The sequence below is a fragment of the Phormidesmis priestleyi ULC007 genome (assembly GCF_001895925.1).
Lineage (GTDB): Bacteria > Cyanobacteriota > Cyanobacteriia > Leptolyngbyales > Leptolyngbyaceae > Phormidesmis_A > Phormidesmis_A priestleyi_A.
The window spans coordinates 1-17,875 of the sequence record NZ_MPPI01000018.1 but is presented as its reverse complement, the minus strand read 5'-3'; the positions used below and the strand labels follow the sequence as shown (position 1 = coordinate 17,875).

Here is a 17,875-nt window from a genome sequence, read left to right as displayed (position 1 = left end):
AAGAACTCATCGAACTGACGTGGATTTACGGTCATTCCTTTTCTTTTTCTTTGTCTGGCTCTTTCTCTGGCAAGTGTCTGCCGCGTCGTTTGCGGGCTTCCATCGCGCGTTCTAAGACGGTTAACAGTCCGGGCGCTTCTTCTTGTAAGGCCAGCAGTAACCGTTCGCCTTCTTCGAGGTCGCCGGGGTCTTCTCCGGTTTCCATTACGGCTTGTAGGCGAGGCATTGCTAACTCATCCACTAGCTGAACGAGACTGTGCAGGCACCGATAAAACTGGCGTTCGGTCAAAATTGCATCTTCAAGGGGAAACTCAATGATGGCGCGGATTTCACCATCTGAGGGGTCATATTCCCACTGAAGCATTTTGGTTTCCCAGGAGATGCAGAGCATGGTCTGCAAAATTGCAGTCTTGTGAGGATGGTCTTTGACTCCTGCTAAAACGCGGGGCGCAAAAATCTCAAAAAATTCTCCATCTTCGTCTAGCTGAATGACGATCAGAAAGTCTTCGATGTTTTCACCATACACGCCTGTCAGAATGCGAGACTCTTCGGGGTCTAGGCGATATTTCCAGTCTTTGTTGTCTAGAAAGCCAGCGATTTGTTCTAGCGTTGCGCCCATAGCCGTTTATCAAGTGATGTTAGAACTTGCAATTTGAAGGAATGTATCAGAACCCAAACCATAGACAGTCTAGCGGTCAGCCGTAAGATTTTGTCGAATTTGGCGAGAATGGGTGATCAATCGCTCGATCGACTTGCTCTAAAAGATCCTCTAACGTTGAAGTGTTCTCTAATACAACATCGGCTCGATCGCGCTTTTCGGCAATCGCCATTTGGCTGTTAATTCGCGCGTTTGCTTGCTCTAGGCTCAACGCTCCACGCTGCATCAAACGCTGAATCTGCTGATCTGGCGAACACGAGACTACCCAAATCTCTGTGATCAAATCCGTCATTTGAGCTTCAAACAGCAGCGGGATCACTAGGACGATCGTCTGATGTGAGTGTTGGATCAGACGATCTCGATCTCGACTCAACGCTTGCCGCACATAGGGATGAATTTGCTCATCTAGCCAGATGCGTTCTGATGGCTGGGTGAAAATAATCTCCCCAAGCTGGCGACGATCGAGCGTTCCATCTAACAACAAAATTTTGGATTGGTAGCGATTCACGATCGCTTCGAGGACGATCGATCCGGGCTGCACAGCTTCTCTTGCATAAATATCAGCATCTAAAATGGGCAGTTGATAAGTTTTGTCTAAATAGTCGGAGACCGTTGTTTTGCCCATGCCAATGCCTCCCGTTAAGCCAATGATTCGTGGAGACGGGGCTTGACCGCTCATAGCACAAACTTTCCTTAACTGAGTCGGCGGGAAGTCCCCCGCTATAGATGTACTCATTTTAGCGGCGGGATGAAAGCCAATGCGATATCTTGCCGTCCCGATTGTGGTCTTCACCGAAGCTGGAGAACCATCGGGATAGGCAAGATATTGCAAGTCTCCTAAATATCAACACAGACTATTGATCAATACCTCTTACTGCTAATCACAAATTGTAGTAAGATAAAGACATGAAACGCGCAGTCAAAGTACGAATTTATCCGACCGATGAGCAGCAAGAAGCGCTATCAAAAGCGTTTGGCTGTGCCCGTTGGTTTTGGAATAACTCGTTGGCTGAAACCAATCGACTCTACAAAGAAACCGGGAAAGGCTTATCTCAGGTGGGGATGAACAGCCGATTACCCGCCCTCAAGAAGGAGTTTGAATGGTTAGCAGAGCCTTACAGCCAGGTCTTGCAGAGCGTGTCTCTCAACCTGTCGAGGGCGTTTATCAACTTCTTTGAGGGGCGGACGGAGTTTCCCAACTTCAAATCAAAGCACGGTAAACAGTCGATTCAATATCCCCAGAATGTTGAAATCACCGATGAGAGCTTGAGGCTGCCAAAGTTGGGCGTGATCAAAGCAAAGATTCATCGCGTCTTTGAAGGCAAGCTAAAAACTGTAACGGTGTCTCTCACAACCTCTGGCAAGTATTTTGCGTCGCTGTTATTCGATGATGAGGTGCCAGAAGTTGAGGTGTTGGGAACCGGTAAAGCCGTTGGGATTGATTTGGGTCTAACCCACTTTGCAATTACGTCTGACGGCTCAAAGTTTGATAATCCGAGAGTGCTGAAAAAGCATTCAAAGAACCTCAAACGTAAGCAACAAAGGCTTGCTCGTAAACAGAAGGGGTCAAGCAATCGGAAGAAAGCACGTCGCATTGTGGCACGGGTTCACGAGAAAATTGCGAACGTGAGAAAAGACTTTCTGCATAAGTTATCGCGCAAAATGGTCAACGAAAACCAAGTGATCTGCGTGGAGAACTTAGCGGTAAAGAACCTGGTGAAAAATCACAACTTAGCCAAAGCGATTAACGATGCAAGTTGGAGCGAGTTCACTAGAATGCTCAGTTATAAAGCAGGGCAAGATGGAAAGATTTATCAAGAAGTTGATCGGTTTTTCCCGTCTTCAAAAACCTGCTCAGTCTGCCTCAATCGAATGGGTAGCCTACCTTTAGATATCCGGTCATGGCAGTGTGAGAACTGCGCTACAAAGCACGACCGGGATGTAAACGCGGCGATCAATATTCGAGATGAAGGCTTGCGTATTTTGGCGTTAGGAACTAGCGCTACTGCCAATGGAGGGAAGGTAAGTCCGAGGGTTGGAAGGCGTAAGTCATCCGTATCTAAGGCACTTCCTATTGAAATTGGAAGCTTACACCAGACTGCGTAGCGGTTGGTGTAGGTAGTTCACGGTCTTTCGACAAACTCCTTTCCAGTGTAGAGTGCAGTCTCTAACGTCGGTCGATCGCTATGATCTTTTCCCGCACTCTGATTTTGATTGGGGTCGTCTTTCTGGGCGCAATGTTGAGGTTTTGGAATCTTGACGCTAAATCCGTTTGGATGGATGAAGTGATTACGGCGCTCTTGAGCTTGGGGCGGAGTTATCTCGATGTGCCGTTAGAGGCAGCCTTTTCGCTGTCGGCGCTCGATCAACTTTTTACGCTCAAACCGACCACCTGCGCGGCGATCGCTCAAACCGTTTCGACTCAATCGGTTCATCCGCCTCTGTTTTTTTGCTGGCTACACGATTGGTTAAATTGGCTTCAATCTAGTAGTCACACTTGGGTGTGGAAACTGCGATCGCTACCAGCCCTGGCAGGAGTCGGGGTAATCTTCTCTATTTATTATCTGAATCGAATTGCCTTTTCAAGATCTGCGGGGTTGGCAAGCGCGATCGTGATGGCGGTGTCTCCCTTCGCCGTCTACCTCTCTCAAGAAGCCCGTCACTACACGGTGCCGATGCTGCTGCTCAGTCTGGCACTGTTGGGCATGATTCGCATTCAGCAAGATTTTCGGCAGCAACGACTGCAACCCGGCGTTTGGCTCGGCTGGATCGCCGTTAATGGCGTAGGTTTCTACGTCCACTATTTTTTCATTTTGGCGACGATCGCCCAACTTCTAACCCTGGTCGCCTTACTCCTCAAATTTCAATTCTCAAACCGCAAAGCTCCCATTTCTTTCTATCGTCATACCTGGCTGACGCTCCTCTTCGCTGTCGGTGGAATTGGGCTGATTTATTTGCCCTGGATGCCGACCTTTTTGAGTCATTTGAGCCGTCCAGAAACCAATTGGTTAGCCCCAACTCAGTCCGGTTGGTTGACCCTGATTGTGCCGCTCTATCAGCTATTGGCGGGCTGGGTATTGATGACGATCGCCCTTCCCGTTGAGAATCAGCCGCTCTGGATCGTGATTCCATCGGCGGTGCTGATGTTGCTGTTTAGCGGTTGGCTGACCTGGCAGGTGTTCAAAGGACTGCAAAAACTTTGGCAAACGCCAGAAATGCACTGGGAGACTCTGACCTTAGCAAGCTTTGTCGGTTGGGTGGTAGTCGAGTTTTTGGCGATCGTCTATCTATTTCACAAAGATCTGACTCAGGTTCCTCGCTATAACTTTATTTATTACCCGGCAGTCTGTGCTTTGATAGGCGCGAGTTTGTGGAGCGTGGCAACCGAGGGTAAATTTGTGGTTGCAGATCCGCCATCCCAAAGCGATCGCTCGTGGCCCAAAACTCTCATTCCGATCGTGCTGTTTGGGTTGTTGAGTTGTGGATTTGTGGTATCCGATCGCGTCTTTCTCAAACCTTATCAGCCTCAGCAAGTTGCCAGAACGATGCAGTCGAAAGCTGCTGAATCGACGCTCGTGGTGATGGCACACCAAGATTTGCAAGACATTGCTTTGGGGTTAAGCTTTGCCCTGGCACTGCTGGAGAATAATCCTCAAACCAAGTTTGCATTTCTGGCGCGATCGCAGGGTTATGAACAAGTTTGGGAGAATCTGAAAAGCCCCAAAGTCAGCGATGCTTCGCCTCAAAATCTCTGGATTATTGCACCCGGCTTGAGGAAAAAAGACTTTCCCCAACAGCTTTCTTTGCATCGATCGGTCTGCAACCGCGATCCCGATCGATATTACCGATTGGGCGTTCCCTATCAGGGCTATCGGTGCTGAGGAACGTGGATTTATTAAGGGGCAACTTCTCGGACTCAACTAGAGTGTAGATAAGGTCGTTGGTTGCTCCGTTTGAGTCGGCTTGTGCCCCTAAATCCCCCATTTTGGGGGACTTTGAAACCGGGAATCTTGGCTCAAAGTCCCCCATGAATGGGGGATTTAAGGGGCGAAAATCTCGACCATGACGAACAAGAGATTTAATGACAAAATTGACAGGTTATTTAATCCACGATCCTGAGCGAATCTATTCATCAATCTGCCAAAGCTCTTTTGTATAGTCCTCATCCAGCACCTTTTTAGGACGCATGACTAACACTACTCGACCCAGTAACGGCACGTCAGGCGATTCTGTAAACCAGCGTAGCTGCAACTGCTCGGCTTCTGCGATCACAAAATAGCTCTGGTCATTCCACTGGCGTTGGGCCCGATCGACGACAATCACGACTTCTCCGATCGCACCGGGCAACGGAGCGGGGAGTTGATCGCTGTCGCCCAAAAGTACGATCGGGTCTTCTGCCGTGCGAATCACTTGCCATCCCGGAATCGGCACCCACGCCCCTGTTCCAGAAAACTGCACGAGTTGAAAGGCTCCGGTTTCTTCGACGATCGGAACCGCTTGCAAGTCCGCTTTGGTGAGCGGCAACTTCCCGACCACAGGCAAAATTCGAGGCAAATCTTCATCCGTTTCTAACCGATAAACAGGCAAGCCCGGAGCCGGGCGCGTCGCGGTGACGGTAAAGTCGGTCAACAATTGCTCGATTTTTTTACGGGCAGTCGCACTGTGAGCAAACCTCAACCCCTTAGCAATCAGAATCGATCGTGCTTGCAAATCACTTTTCTCTCTCGCGCTTTTCCAAACCTGCAAAGCCACCGCATCTCCCGGATGCTCCGTAAACTCCTCTGGCGGTTTAAACCGAGAAATATCTTTGACCGCACGGGCAACTTCTCGCGCTTCATCCACGTCTAGCCCTTTTTCAACCACAAAGGTAGCGACGGCGGCTCGCTCGGCTTGGGTGAGAATGCGTAACTCGTAAAGAGAATCACTGCCTTTTTGCCGAAAGTGAGTCTGCACCGCTTCGGGTACACCCGCGCTGATCATTGAGGCATAGACCTGAGACGCAACGATGATTTGATTTTGTTGAATCGGCTCAAACCCCGTGCCTTCAAAAATCGCTTGGGGGCTGTAGCCTGCTTTTTGTAACGTCTGACATGCTTGACCCCACTCAATCCAACTGCCCTCTTTGCGACGCAGCGATTTTAATAGGGCTTCTGCATCGACTTCGGTCTGAGCCGTCTCACGATCGGAATTAGGCAACTCTTGGGGTGTCTCAGTCATAAGCCTCGAACGTCTCTCAATTCTGCGGGCGATACGTCTATCAGCTTATCAAAGTTGATTGATTGCTTGACTAGATAATCAGGGTTACGCCATGATAATATACGCAATGAGGGGTTATAGCTCAGTTGGTAGAGCGCTGCAATGGCATTGCAGAGGTCAGCGGTTCGAACCCGCTTAGCTCCATTTTTGTCCGTTGTTGTCCTCCTATCTTGTGACGCGGGGTTAATAGTTGCAGCCTTATGAGCAGCTCGATGGGCATCGGCTGGTGGCGCTGGATGTCACAGAGTACTTGAAGTCGCAGAAAATTGACTCATCTGGGCGAAAGTCGTCATGCACTCAAATTCCCTGATCCTGTTCCAAAAGCTGGAACAGGATTTTTAGAACGGCTAGAGGATTAACATAATCCTAATCGAACTCTTTACTTCCGGGTTGACTCAGGGGAATATTCAATCATCCTTCTAAGGCATTCGATGAACTTCGCGTCTCAGAGATATTTTGTGCTCAGCTCAAAACGCTTCTTCCATTCTCTTGAACACGCATTAGTGAGTTTTGCGCTTACGGCACCGCTCATGATGCTATCCGCCTGTAGCTCTACGCCGACGACCTCTCACTCTCCCTCAGACAGCCCAATGAGCGCAGACAGCTCATCAAGAGCGACTTCTAACGCCACAAAAGGAAAAGCAGCCAAGTTTGCCTTGATTATCAATGGATCTCCCACCGATAAATCTTGGAACCAGCAAGCCGTTAAAGCGACCCAAGCCCTCAAAGCAAAGGGCATGGATGTGGCTGTTTCTGAATCGGTTTCTCCTGCGGATGCTGAACGAGTTTTACGTCAGTATGCTGAGGCGGGATATGGCACGATCGTGGCCCATTCATTCAACTATGGCGATGCCGTCTTTAAGGTTGCCAAAGAGTTTCCCAACGTTAACTTTGCGTGGGCAGGCGGCATCAACAAAACGGCTGCAAACGTGGCTGACTATGACCAACCCTTTTATCAAGGTGCCTACCTGGTGGGGCTAATAGGAGCCAAACTGAGCAAAACTGGCAAGTTAGGGGCTTTGTACGGCTTTGACATCCCGGTTTGCCACTCGATGGGTGAAGCAATGCTAGCGGGGGCAAAAACAGTGCGACCTGATGCCACTTTGACCAGTGCAGCAGTCGGCAATTGGGATGATGTCGCCAAAGCAAAAGAAGCAGCCCTCTCTCAAGCAGAAACCGGAGTCGATTTCTGGATTGGGTGTGGGCAAGGACCCACGATCGGGCAAATCGAGGCAGCCAAAACTAAGGGAGGATACGCGACTAGCTATGTTGGGGATATGTCGTCTCTCGGTCCACAAGTGGTGGCGCTCAATCTGCTCTGGAAGATAGAACCGCTGTTTAGCAAGATGATCGAAGACATTCAAGCGAAAAAGTTTGCCAATCGGTATTACAAGCTAGGGGTCGCGGACGGGGTGATCGATGTAGAAGCTGCACCGGGGTTTAAGAACAAGCTCACCCGTGAGCAGGCTGACGCTTTAAAGACAACCCGCGCCAAAATTGCTTCTGGTGAACTGACCGTTCCATTTGTCCCGAAGTAGGCTGATCAGCGATGGGGATGCGAGTCGATCGGCTCGCATCCCCATCGCCCTAGCAATCCTAAATAAATGGTGGAATGGGCATCTTGCCCGTACAGGCTGGAAGCCTGTTCCACTCTTGCAACTGAAATAGGATTGTACATAAGTTAGTTCTGCCAATCTCTGGGTACGATTCGTGTATTTGCAATCCATGATTTCTGCTCGATCGACTTCTCCCCTAGCTGTAGAAATGCGTGGCATCACCAAGCGCTTTCCGGGCGTAATTGCTAATCGAGCGATCGACTTTGAGGTGAAACCCGGTGAAATTCATGCGCTTTTGGGTGAAAATGGCGCAGGTAAAACCACTTTGATGAATTTGCTCTGTGGTTTGTATGAGCCGGATGCCGGAGAAATTTGGTTAAAAGAGCAGCGTGTGTGGTTGCGATCGCCCAGAGACGCGATCGCGGCTGGAATTGGCATGGTGCATCAACATTTCAAGCTGGTTGAGCCGTTCACCGTGGCTGAGAATATCGTTCTAGGCTCAAACCGAACGCTGTTGCGAGAAGCTCCAAAAAGGCTGAACTTGCGCCTTCAGAGGCTGGCTGACCAGTATGGATTGAACATTGATCCGTCTGCTCAAATCTGGCAGCTTTCGGTGGGAGAACAGCAGCGAGTCGAAATTCTCAAAGCCCTTTACCGTCAGGCAAACATCCTGATTTTGGACGAGCCAACGGCGGTTCTGACTCCTCAAGAAGCGCAGGAATTAATGGCAACGTTGAGAATGCTGGCATCTCAAGGAACGGCGATCGTTTTCATTTCTCACAAACTCAATGAGGTGATGGCGATTTGTGATCGGGTCACGGTTTTGCGAGATGGGCAAGCAGTCGGCACGATCGCCATTCAAGACTGCACTGAGCGATCGCTGGCAAAGATGATGGTCGGCAGAGAAGTGAGCTTGTTTCGGAATCGAGAAGACGAAGCGCAAACCACAAACCACAAACCGCAAAGCGCTTCTCCTCCTGCTTTGGCGATCAAAAATCTTTGGGTGATCAGCGATCGTAAGCTCCCGGCTTTGCGTGGACTGAATTTAGTCATTCAGCCAGGTGAGATTGTGGGGCTTGCAGGCGTGGATGGAAATGGTCAGCGAGAGTTAGAAGAGGCGATCGTCGGGTTGCGTGCGATTGATCGGGGCGAGATTTTGTTGACCGGAAAGCTGGCTCACATTCCGTCCGATCGTTACTCAATGGGCATCTTGACTGAGTTCTCTGTTGCAGAAAATCTAGTTTTAAAAGATGTCCAGCATCCCCCGTTTCAGTGGAAAGGGCTGCTGCGTATAAACTACATTCTCAAACACGCGACTGATTTAGTGCAGCAATATTTAATTCGCACCCCTTCTGTTAAGACGCAGGTCGGAAAGCTTTCTGGAGGAAATGCCCAAAAGGTGGTGTTTGCAAGAGAGCTAAACCGTGACCATCAAGTGCTATTGGCAGCTCAACCTACGCGAGGGTTAGACATTGGAGCCACTGAATTTGTTTACGCCCAACTGCTGGCACGACGAGACGCGGGGGCTGCAATTCTGCTGATCTCAACCGAACTGGATGAGATTTTGAGCCTGAGCGATCGCATTGCAGTTTTATATGAAGGCGAGATCGTGGGGGAAGTCGATCGCGCCTCTGCGGACATTCATCATCTCGGTTTGCTCATGGCAGGAAAAAGAGAACGCGCGAGGGATGAGGAATGAGAGAAGAATCAGTTCTGAATTTAGGGAGTGCGCTAACTCATGCAGGGGTTTTGAAGCGACTGAAATCACTTGCACCACTGCTAGGAGGATTGCTGGCACTCTTGCTGGGTGCCGTTTTGCTTCAGTTGAGTGGGGCAAATCCTCTGCAAGCTTATGGCGTGATGCTGGCGGGTGCCTTTGGCGGAGGTCGCCAATTGACTGAAACGCTGCTGAGAGCCACTCCCTTGCTGATCATTGGGTTGGGGATGACGATCGCCTTTCGCTGTCGCGTCTGGAACATTGGTGCAGAAGGACAGTATTACATTGGGGCACTCTGCGGCAGTGTGGTTGCCCTTGCCTTGCCAGACTTGGGTCCTGGGTTGCTGATTCCACTGATGTTCATGGCAGGAATCTTAGGAGGCGTGATCTGGAGTGGCATTGCAGGATTGCTGCACCTTCAACGCGGCGTGAATCTGATTATTTGTACATTGATGCTCAATTACATTGGCATTCTGCTGGTTCAATATGCGGCTCGTGTGCCCCTACAACAGCCCGATGGGTTTCTACCCGAATCGGCTCAGTTTAGCGCCAATGCTCAAATTCCGACGCTTTTAGGCACTCGATTGCATTGGGGCGTTCTGCTGGCGTTTGGGCTGGTGGGGGTCGTCTACATTCTGCTGTGGCAGACTCCTCTGGGTTTGCAGCTTCGGGCAGTGGGGTCGCGTCTTAGCGTGGCGCGATGTGCAGGAATTAATACGAGCCGCAGCATTCTGATTGCCTTAATGATCAGCGGTGGACTGGCGGGGCTGGCTGGCATTATTGAGGTGAGTTACACCTACACTCGTCTCAAAGGTGACATCTCAGATAACTTTGGGTTTGGTGGCATTTTGGTCGCTCTGTTGGGGCAACGTCAACCTGTGGGCGTTGTGGTCGCGGCACTGCTGTTTTCTGCCTTGATGGTCGGTGCCCAGTCGCTCAATGTGGTTCTACAAATTCCGGCTTCAGTCGCGCAAGTGATTCAAGCGATCGTGGTGTTGTTTGTGTTGGCGGGTCAGGCGATCGCCCAACGGGAGTCGTTGTAATCATGTGGGCACAAGTCTTAACTTGGAGTTTTGGGGTCGCTTTGTTCACCGCCGGAATCCGATTAGCGGTGCCTGTGCTGCTGGCAGTTTTGGGCGAGATTATCACCGAGCGATCGGGCGTGATGAATCTGGGCTTAGAAGGCGTGATGCTAGTCGGCAGTTTGGCGGGGTTTATCACGGCCCACAGCATTGAGCAGTCTACCGGAATGATTAGCGTCGCTGCCTGGGGTGGTTTGGCAGCAGGCTTATTGGCAGGTGCGGTCATGGGATGGATCATGGCAGTGCTAACTGTGACTCTGCGAAGCGATCAAGTTGTCACGGGCGTAACCTTGGTGCTGCTGGGTCAGGGATTAACGTCCTATGTGTTTCGCCAAAATGCGGGATTGGCGGGGGCACGGGTGAAAGGATTAGACTCCTGGGCGATTCCAGGGTTCTCTGACATTCCGATCGTCGGTGACATTCTCTTTAACCATAATGTGATGGTCTATCTCACCGCAGTCCTGGTTTTTCTGTGCTGGTTCTTTTTGTTTCGCACCAACTGGGGGCTAGAACTGCGCGCCGTAGGAGAAAATCCGGCTGCCGTAGATACGTCTGGTTTGAGGGTTGATCACATTCGCTACCGCGCAGTCATGCTGGGTTCGGCACTAGCGGGGTTGGGCGGAGCCGTGTTGACAGTCGTGCAACTCAATATTTTTACCGAAAACATCACCGCCGGGCGAGGCTGGATCGCGATCGCTCTCGTCTTTTTCTCACGGTGGCAGCCAGGGGGGGCAATGATTGGGGCACTTCTATTTGGCATTGCCGATGCTCTACAATATCGCATTCAGGCATTAGGCTTTAAAAATATACCCTACGAGTTTTTGTTGATGTTGCCCTATGTGCTGACGCTGGTTGCGCTGTTGTGGAGAACAGGTCGCAGTGCGGCTCCGGCTGCTTTGGGCATTCCTTATGTCAAGGGTGAGCGGTAGTGTGTTGTTCTGGAGATCGGTATGGTTGAGTCAGTTTCAACAGGTTCGGCGAGTCAAACGAATGGCAAAGTGACCGATCGCGTGTTGTTGGATGACTGGCATCCTCTGGCACGATCGCAAGACTTGAAGCCAGGAACGCTGTTACGATCGCGCCTCATGGATACGGATTTGGTGCTGTGGCGAGGAGAAAATACTGCGGTGATCGCCGCCTGGGAAGATCGCTGTCCCCATCGCAGTGTCAGGCTCTCTGGTGGCAAAGTCGTTGAGAATACGCTGGTCTGCTCTTATCATGGTTTGGCTTATGACCCTCAAGGACACTGCGTAAACATCCCGGCTCACCCCAACTATGTGCCACCCAAACAAGCGTGTGTAAAATCCTTCAAAGTCCAAGAGCGGTATGGTGTAATTTTTGTCTCACTGGGCAATCCGCCGCAGGATGTGACCCCGTTTCCCGAATGGGACGATCCGACCTTTCGCACGTATTTGAGTGGAGCGCATTTTTGCCGCTGTAGTGGGTTGAGAGCGATCGAGAACTTTCTGGATGTCGCGCATTTGCCGTTTGTTCATGCCGGAATTTTGGGAGAGCCTGACCAAGCCGTCATTGAAGACTACGAAGTTTCAACCAGTGAGAACGGCATTTACCTGCACGATATCCGCGTCTGGCAACCTGACCCCGATGGCACTGGGCAAGCCGGAATCGCATCTTACGAATATTGGGCACTCCGCCCCTTAACGGCATCGCTTCGCAAAGAGACGGTTGATGGCAACTACATGGTTTTGCTCTATTGCGTCACGCCGATCGGTGAAGAAGAATGTCTGAGTTGGATGTGGGGCGCGCTCAACTATGCCCACGATATTCCAGAGGCAGAAATGGTGGCATTCCAGGATAAAGTCATTCTTCAAGATGTCGCCAATTTAGAGTCTCATAATCCCAAGCGTCTGCCGTTGGATCTGCAAGCCGAGTTTCACCTACCAAGCGATCGGGCTTCTCTGGCTTATCGCCAATGGCTCAAACAACTGGGCTTGAAGTATGGCGCGATCGAGTAATAGATGCGGTTTGAGTTGAAAGCGATCGTGTTAATCACTAAACAGCCTGATGGTTAAGCTGTTTCTTGGGGAAGGCTAAACCTTAACTGTTAGATGTCCCTCTCTTCCCAAGAACGATCATGTTGAAACTTTCTGGATACCAAGTTACAGAAAAAATCTACGAAAGCTCTAAAACTTTGGTTTATCGGGGAGAACGATCAGTAGACCAAAAGCCTGTCGTCATCAAGCTTCTTAAAAATAAAAACTCGACACCGAGAGAACTCGCGATTTTTCGCAAACAGTATATCCTGGCAACTGATCTCAATTTGCCCAGCATTGTCCGTCCCTATAGCCTAGAATCGTCGGGCAACGTTCTAGCGCTCATACTAGAAGACTTTGGTGCCCTTTCCCTCAAAGATTACTGCAAAAATCACTTGCTGGATTTGAGCGAGTTTTTGGCGATCGCGATTCAAATTGCCCAAATTCTGTCCGAACTCCATCAGAAGCGGGTGATTCACAAAGACATCAAGCCTGCGAACTTGTTGATCAATCCTGCTACTAAACAAGTCAAAATTACTGATTTTAGTATTGCCTCGCTCTTACCCAAAGAGACGCAGGTGCTGACCAGTCCTGATGGGTTAGAAGGGACACTGCCCTATATGTCGCCAGAGCAAACCGGGCGGATGAATCGCGGCGTTGACTATCGCACCGACTTCTATTCGTTGGGGGTGACATTCTATCAACTGTTGACAAAGCGGCTCCCTTTTGAAGCTGCCGATCCCCTAGAAGCCGTCCACTGTCACCTAGCAAGGCAGCCCATTTCGCCGACGGATCTCGATCGCGCCATTCCCACTATGCTATCGGCGATCGTGCTTAAACTGATGGCAAAAATGGCAGAAGACCGCTATCAGAGTGCTTCTGGTTTGCAGCATGATCTTGAAATTTGTCAGCAAGAATGGCAGCTTCACCAGAAGATTACTCCTTTTTTGTTGGGACAACAGGATCAGTGCGATCGATTTCAAATCCCAGAAAAACTCTATGGTCGAGACGCTGAAGTTGAACGGTTATTAGAAGCCTTCGATCGCACCACTCACAGTCAAAACAGCGAATTTATGCTGGTGTCTGGCTACTCTGGGATCGGCAAATCGTCATTGGTGCAAGAAGTCTATAAACCCATTGTGCAGCGACGCGGCTATTTCATCTCCGGCAAGTTTGACCAACTGCAACGCAACATTCCCTATTCAGCGATCGTCGGCGCGTTTCAGTCGCTCATGCGGCAACTGCTCACCGAGAGCGAAGCCCGACTCAATCAATGGCGCGAAAAACTGACGGCGGTTTTGGGTGCCAATGCTCAAGTGATGATTGAGGTGATTCCTGAGCTAGAACAAATTATTGGCTCACAGCTCCCGATCGTGCCCCTTGCACCTACCGAGGCGCAAAATCGCTTTAATCGGGTCTTCCAAAACTTCATTCGGGTCTTTTGTCAGCCAGAGCATCCGCTGGTAATGGTTCTCGATGATTTACAGTGGGCAGATTCTGCAACCTTAAAGCTGATTAAAGTCGTGCTAACCGATGAACAAACTCGCCACCTGCTTTTGATCGGAGCCTACCGCGATAACGAAGTCAACTCTGCCCACCCCTTCATGATCTTGCTGGAGGAGTTGCAACAATGCTCAATTTTCCCCCATCAAATCACGCTTGCTCCCTTGACGAGTGAACAGGTCACGCACCTAATTGCAGAGACATTGCACAGCCACGTCACAGCCATTCAACCTTTAGCAGACTTGGTGATGCGAAAAACTGAGGGCAACCCATTTTTTGTCAACGAGTTTCTCAAAACGCTCTATCAAGAAAGACTGCTACGATTCGACTTCAATCAGAAAGATTGGCAGTGGAATATTGCTGATATTGAAGCGATCGACATCACCGATAATGTCGTGGAATTGATGATTGGCAAACTCAAAAAGCTGCCGTCTACCACTCAACAAGTTCTCCAGTTTGCTGCCTGCATTGGCAATTGCTTTGACCTCAAAACCCTTTCTACCATTTGTTCAGAGCCTATCTCAGCGATTGCTCAAACCCTTGTCTCCGCGCTAGAAGGATTGATTGTACCAGCCTCCGAACCAGAAGTTTCTCGGATAGGCAACGATGCGAGTTTAGTTCACTTTAACTACAGATTTCTCCACGATCGGGTTCAACAAGCTGCCTATGCGCTGATTGATGAGAGTCAAAAGCAGTCTGTTCATCTACAAATCGGACGACTGCTGTTCGCAAAAATGACTCCAATTAAACGTAGCGATCGAGTCTTTGAACTTGTTGGACATCTCAATGTGGGTCAGACGCTGATCACAGATGCGGCTGAACAGTTGGAGTTAGCTAACTTAAACTTGCAGGCAGGCAAAAAAGCAAAAAGTGCAGCCGCCTACTCAGCCGCCTGCGAATATCTCACGCAAGCTAGAAAAAACTTAACCGAAGTTGCTTGGTCAGAGCATTATGATTTAACCTTTACAATCCATCGAGAACAAGCAGAAATTGAATATTTAATCGGCAACGGTGAACAATCGAAGCAACTGATTGATTTGACTTTAACGAAAGCAAGATCAGTCATTGAAAAGACAGAAATTTATCGGCTGTTGATTGTTCTTCACACACTGCAAGCACAGTATGATCAAGCGATTCAAGCTGGACGGGATGCGTTATCACTATTAGGAATCGATTTGCCTGAGTCGAATTTAGAAACAGCGCTAAACAGTGAGCTGGAGAACGCAAAAGCCCATTTAGCTGGAACGCAAATCGCAACGCTGATCAATGAGCCAGAGATGGTCATTCCAGAGAAAAAAGCAGCCGCAAAACTGCTGATGGCACTAGGAGCGCCCACCTACTTTTCCAATCAAGATCTCTGGCTGATTGCAGTGATGAAGCTGGTGAATCTCTCCCTAAATTATGGTCAACTTCCAGAATCAACCTATGGCTATTCTGAGTATGGTTTGATTCTGGGTTCAATGCTAGGCGACTATCGATCGGGCTATGAATTTGGTCAACTCAGCCTCAACATTAGCGAAAGGTTCAACGATCAGGCTGAGAAATGTAAAGTTTGTCTGGTAATCGGTGGCTCAGTCAATCATTGGGTCAGACCGCTTAAAGAAGATTCGGTGACGTTTATGGAGGGATATCAAGCCGGGTTAGAGTCTGGAGAATTACAGTTCGCGGGGTATAACCTTGGGCATCAAGTCATTAATTCGTTCTACCAGGGTGTAGATTTAGAGTCTTTGACTGCTAAGTTTTCTGACTACTTTAAGTTTGCTGAACAGACCAACAATCAGTTAGTGAAAGATATGCTGATGGCGTGCCAATTAGCTATCTCTAACCTGCAATCAGCGAAAGCAAAAAATTTCAGCGCAGAGAATCTCAGTGAAGAGCAATTTATGGCAGGCTGTCAAGAGCGTTCGAGTTCTGCGGGAATTGGTTTCTACCAAATCTTTAAAGCGCAAGTTTTGTATCTCTACGATCGTCCCTCTGAAGCTCTCCGCTGCATTCAAGAAGCTGAAGCTTTATTAAAGTACTTTCCAGGCTGCATCTCGTTAGCAGAATTTAATTTCTATCACTCCTTGACTCTAGCGGCGTTGTACTTGGACGCTACTTCAAATGAACAAGGTGACTACTGGCAACAGTTGGCAACTAATCAACAGCAGATGCAAATTTGGGCAAAAAGCTGTCCAGAGAACTTTTTGCATCAGCATCTCCTAGTCGATGCAGAACTCGCTCGATTGTCTGGTGATTTAGCAACCGCGATCGAATTATACGATCAGTCGATCGCCGCCGCAAAAGCTAACGAATTCATTCAAGACTGCGCCCTCGCAAATGAATTAGCTGCCAAATTTTGGCTAACGAGAGGCAAAGAAAAAATTGCTCAACCTTATCTAGTTGATGCCTACTATCTCTACCAGGGTTGGGGAGCTAGAGCAAAATTAGCAAATTTAGAACAACGCTATCCTCAACTTCTCCAAGAGATTCACCAGCCAGGGCGGGAATCCTCCTCGATTGATCAAACATTCTCCGTTACCCATATTTCTTCAACCAGTACGAGTAGTTCACAAGTCCTCGATTTGGCAACGATTCTCAAAGCTTCGCAAGCGATTTCGCAGGAAATTGAGATCGACCGCTTGTTGGAAACTCTCATGGGTGTGGTGCTAGAGAGTGCAGGAGCGCAAAAAGGCACCCTGCTTTTACAAAAAGACAGCGAACTCGTGATCGCTGCTCAAGCCGTAAGCGAACAAGCAACCATTACTGTTCTCAGGTCGGTTTCGATCGCGCTCAATCAAGCCTTACCGCTATCCCTCGTCCATTACGTGACCCGCACTCAAAAAAAGCTGTTGATTCATGATGCGACGATCGAGCCTGCTTGCGCCACAGACTCTTACATTTTAGAAAACCAGCCTAAATCAATTCTGTGTTTTCCCGTGATCTATCAAGGTGGACTGTTTGGAGTGCTGTATCTAGAAAACAACCAGACAACCCATGCTTTCACTCGCGATCGCCTGCAAGTCTTGTCTCTGCTCTCTTCTCAAATTGCGGTTTCTCTAGAAAACGCTGCGCTCTATCAAACGCTGCAAACTGCTAATGCTGCCCTACAAAAATCAGAAACCCGCGAACGAGAACGCGCCCTCCAGCTAGAACAGTCTTTACAGAGTCTTCAGCAAACTCAGGCGCAACTGATCCAAACCGAAAAAATCTCTAGTTTGGGTCAACTTGTCGCGGGGGTTGCTCACGAAGTCAACAATCCCGTCAGCTTTATTTCAGGCAACTTGCAACACGCAGAGGGCTACTTAAAAGATCTCCTGGAACATCTAGACCTTTACCAACAACACTCCACACCTTCCGAGATTGAGCAACATCGCGAAGCGATCGACCTCGACTATCTCCTGGAAGACTTACCCAAATTAATTGCTTCCATGCGATTAGGAACTGGACGGATTCGTGAAATTATGTCGTCACTGCGAACATTTTCACGAGTGGATGCCGAGAAGCAACCTGCTGACCTTCATGCAGGTTTAGAGAGTACGCTGCTAATCTTGCAGCATCGAATCAAAGCTCAAACAGACCGTCCTGCCATTGAAGTCATCAAGGAGTATGGTGAGTTACCGCTTGTCAATTGCTACGCTGGACAACTTAATCAGGTGTTTATGAATATACTGGCAAATGCGATCGATGCCTTTGAAGAGGTCGTAGAGGTCAAGCAGCAGGGGTTGGGCGAACAACCGACTCAACTCAAAACGCAAAACTCTTTGACCATCCAAATTAGCACCCGTCTAGAAGACAGGTTTGCGATGGTGGCAATTTCCGACAATGGACTTGGCATCCCAGAGTCAATACAAGAACGGCTGTTTGTTCCCTTCTTCACAACAAAGGCAGCAGGTAAAGGGACAGGACTAGGATTGTCCATCAGTTATGAGATTGTGACAAAGAATCATACTGGACAATTGACGTGTGTTTCAGCACCAGAGAAAGGAACTATGTTTCTAATCAAGATTCCCCTCTAGTAGAGAGTCAAGGTTGAATTGAGGGATAAAGCCGCTTCAGTTTGACGCGAGCATCTGCGGTGGTAAATCGCCAATCGACCGTGTGGTTCTGAGCCTTTCTTGACTGTTGCC

General features: G+C 49.2%; 12 protein-coding genes and 1 tRNA gene. 9 read left to right on the top strand and 4 right to left on the bottom strand.

Going from position 1 to position 17,875, the window contains the following annotated elements; translation table 11 throughout:
• Nucleotides 1-31 precede the first annotated feature (31 nt).
• Together BRW63_RS15745 and coaE are read right to left on the bottom strand one after the other, a co-directional pair.
• Nucleotides 32-619 carry a hypothetical protein gene (locus BRW63_RS15745; protein ID WP_073072622.1) on the bottom strand — a complete coding sequence of 196 codons (588 nt, stop codon included), beginning with the start codon at nucleotides 617-619 and terminating at the stop codon, nucleotides 32-34.
• A gap of 76 nt (nucleotides 620-695) precedes the next feature.
• Nucleotides 696-1,490, bottom strand: coding sequence for a dephospho-CoA kinase (gene coaE, locus BRW63_RS15740; RefSeq protein ID WP_317615822.1), 795 nt, complete (start codon nucleotides 1,488-1,490; stop codon nucleotides 696-698).
• A 74-nt stretch (nucleotides 1,491-1,564) separates the two neighbouring features.
• Here coaE and BRW63_RS15735 point away from each other — a divergent pair, with 74 nt between their 5' ends.
• Both BRW63_RS15735 and BRW63_RS15730 read left to right on the top strand, forming a co-directional pair.
• Nucleotides 1,565-2,764, top strand: coding sequence for an RNA-guided endonuclease TnpB family protein (locus BRW63_RS15735; protein ID WP_073072618.1), 1,200 nt, complete (start codon nucleotides 1,565-1,567; stop codon nucleotides 2,762-2,764).
• Nucleotides 2,765-2,844: 80 nt separating this feature from the next.
• Nucleotides 2,845-4,539, top strand: a complete 1,695-nt coding sequence (locus BRW63_RS15730; protein ID WP_073072616.1) for a glycosyltransferase family 39 protein — start codon at nucleotides 2,845-2,847, stop codon at nucleotides 4,537-4,539.
• Nucleotides 4,540-4,783: 244 nt separating this feature from the next.
• Here BRW63_RS15730 and BRW63_RS15725 read toward each other — a convergent pair whose 3' ends face one another.
• Nucleotides 4,784-5,875 carry a RuBisCO accumulation factor 1 gene (locus BRW63_RS15725; protein ID WP_073072614.1) on the bottom strand — a complete coding sequence of 364 codons (1,092 nt, stop codon included), beginning with the start codon at nucleotides 5,873-5,875 and terminating at the stop codon, nucleotides 4,784-4,786.
• Nucleotides 5,876-5,985: 110 nt separating this feature from the next.
• Between BRW63_RS15725 and BRW63_RS15720 the strand changes: the two genes are divergently transcribed.
• Nucleotides 5,986-6,058, top strand: a tRNA-Ala gene (locus BRW63_RS15720).
• Nucleotides 6,059-6,372: 314 nt separating this feature from the next.
• On the top strand, nucleotides 6,373-7,452 hold the full coding sequence (locus BRW63_RS15715) for a BMP family protein (RefSeq protein ID WP_223257398.1): 1,080 nt from the start codon (nucleotides 6,373-6,375) through the stop codon (nucleotides 7,450-7,452).
• A 5-nt stretch (nucleotides 7,453-7,457) separates the two neighbouring features.
• On the opposite strand, the gene BRW63_RS29575 is transcribed toward BRW63_RS15715, so the two are convergent.
• The gene (locus BRW63_RS29575; RefSeq protein WP_262983542.1) at nucleotides 7,458-7,592 is read right to left on the bottom strand and encodes a hypothetical protein; all 135 of its coding nucleotides are present in this window, start codon (nucleotides 7,590-7,592) and stop codon (nucleotides 7,458-7,460) included.
• Between the two features lie 32 nt (nucleotides 7,593-7,624).
• Between BRW63_RS29575 and BRW63_RS15710 the strand changes: the two genes are divergently transcribed.
• The 5 genes from BRW63_RS15710 (at nucleotide 7,625) to BRW63_RS15690 (ending at nucleotide 17,764) form a co-directional block, all read left to right on the top strand.
• Entirely contained in the window at nucleotides 7,625-9,169 is a 1,545-nt protein-coding gene (locus tag BRW63_RS15710) for an ABC transporter ATP-binding protein (RefSeq protein ID WP_223257397.1), read from the top strand.
• Nucleotides 9,166-10,230: an ABC transporter permease gene (locus tag BRW63_RS15705; RefSeq protein WP_073072609.1), complete on the top strand. Its 1,065-nt coding sequence runs from the start codon at nucleotides 9,166-9,168 to the stop codon at nucleotides 10,228-10,230. Before BRW63_RS15710 ends, BRW63_RS15705 begins: the two co-directional genes overlap by 4 nt.
• 2 nt (nucleotides 10,231-10,232) lie before the next feature.
• Nucleotides 10,233-11,198 (top strand): ABC transporter permease, encoded by a 966-nt coding sequence (locus tag BRW63_RS15700; protein ID WP_073072608.1) that lies wholly within the window; start codon nucleotides 10,233-10,235, stop codon nucleotides 11,196-11,198.
• A 21-nt stretch (nucleotides 11,199-11,219) separates the two neighbouring features.
• On the top strand, nucleotides 11,220-12,245 hold the full coding sequence (locus BRW63_RS15695) for an aromatic ring-hydroxylating dioxygenase subunit alpha (protein ID WP_073072606.1): 1,026 nt from the start codon (nucleotides 11,220-11,222) through the stop codon (nucleotides 12,243-12,245).
• A 119-nt stretch (nucleotides 12,246-12,364) separates the two neighbouring features.
• Nucleotides 12,365-17,764 (top strand): trifunctional serine/threonine-protein kinase/ATP-binding protein/sensor histidine kinase, encoded by a 5,400-nt coding sequence (locus BRW63_RS15690; protein WP_073072604.1) that lies wholly within the window; start codon nucleotides 12,365-12,367, stop codon nucleotides 17,762-17,764.
• Nucleotides 17,765-17,875: the final 111 nt, after the last annotated feature.

What these genes read in the sequence shown, in the direction of transcription:
- BRW63_RS15705 (WP_073072609.1), top strand. Translation starts at nt 9,166, where the DNA reads ATGAGAGAAGAATCAGTTCTGAATTTAGGGAGTGCGCTAACTCATGCA.
- BRW63_RS15725 (WP_073072614.1), bottom strand. Translation starts at nt 5,875, where the DNA reads ATGACTGAGACACCCCAAGAGTTGCCTAATTCCGATCGTGAGACGGCT.
- BRW63_RS15690 (WP_073072604.1), top strand. Translation starts at nt 12,365, where the DNA reads ATGTTGAAACTTTCTGGATACCAAGTTACAGAAAAAATCTACGAAAGC.
- BRW63_RS29575 (WP_262983542.1), bottom strand. Translation starts at nt 7,592, where the DNA reads ATGTACAATCCTATTTCAGTTGCAAGAGTGGAACAGGCTTCCAGCCTG.
- BRW63_RS15730 (WP_073072616.1), top strand. Translation starts at nt 2,845, where the DNA reads ATGATCTTTTCCCGCACTCTGATTTTGATTGGGGTCGTCTTTCTGGGC.
- BRW63_RS15700 (WP_073072608.1), top strand. Translation starts at nt 10,233, where the DNA reads ATGTGGGCACAAGTCTTAACTTGGAGTTTTGGGGTCGCTTTGTTCACC.
- BRW63_RS15745 (WP_073072622.1), bottom strand. Translation starts at nt 619, where the DNA reads ATGGGCGCAACGCTAGAACAAATCGCTGGCTTTCTAGACAACAAAGAC.
- BRW63_RS15735 (WP_073072618.1), top strand. Translation starts at nt 1,565, where the DNA reads ATGAAACGCGCAGTCAAAGTACGAATTTATCCGACCGATGAGCAGCAA.
- BRW63_RS15695 (WP_073072606.1), top strand. Translation starts at nt 11,220, where the DNA reads ATGGTTGAGTCAGTTTCAACAGGTTCGGCGAGTCAAACGAATGGCAAA.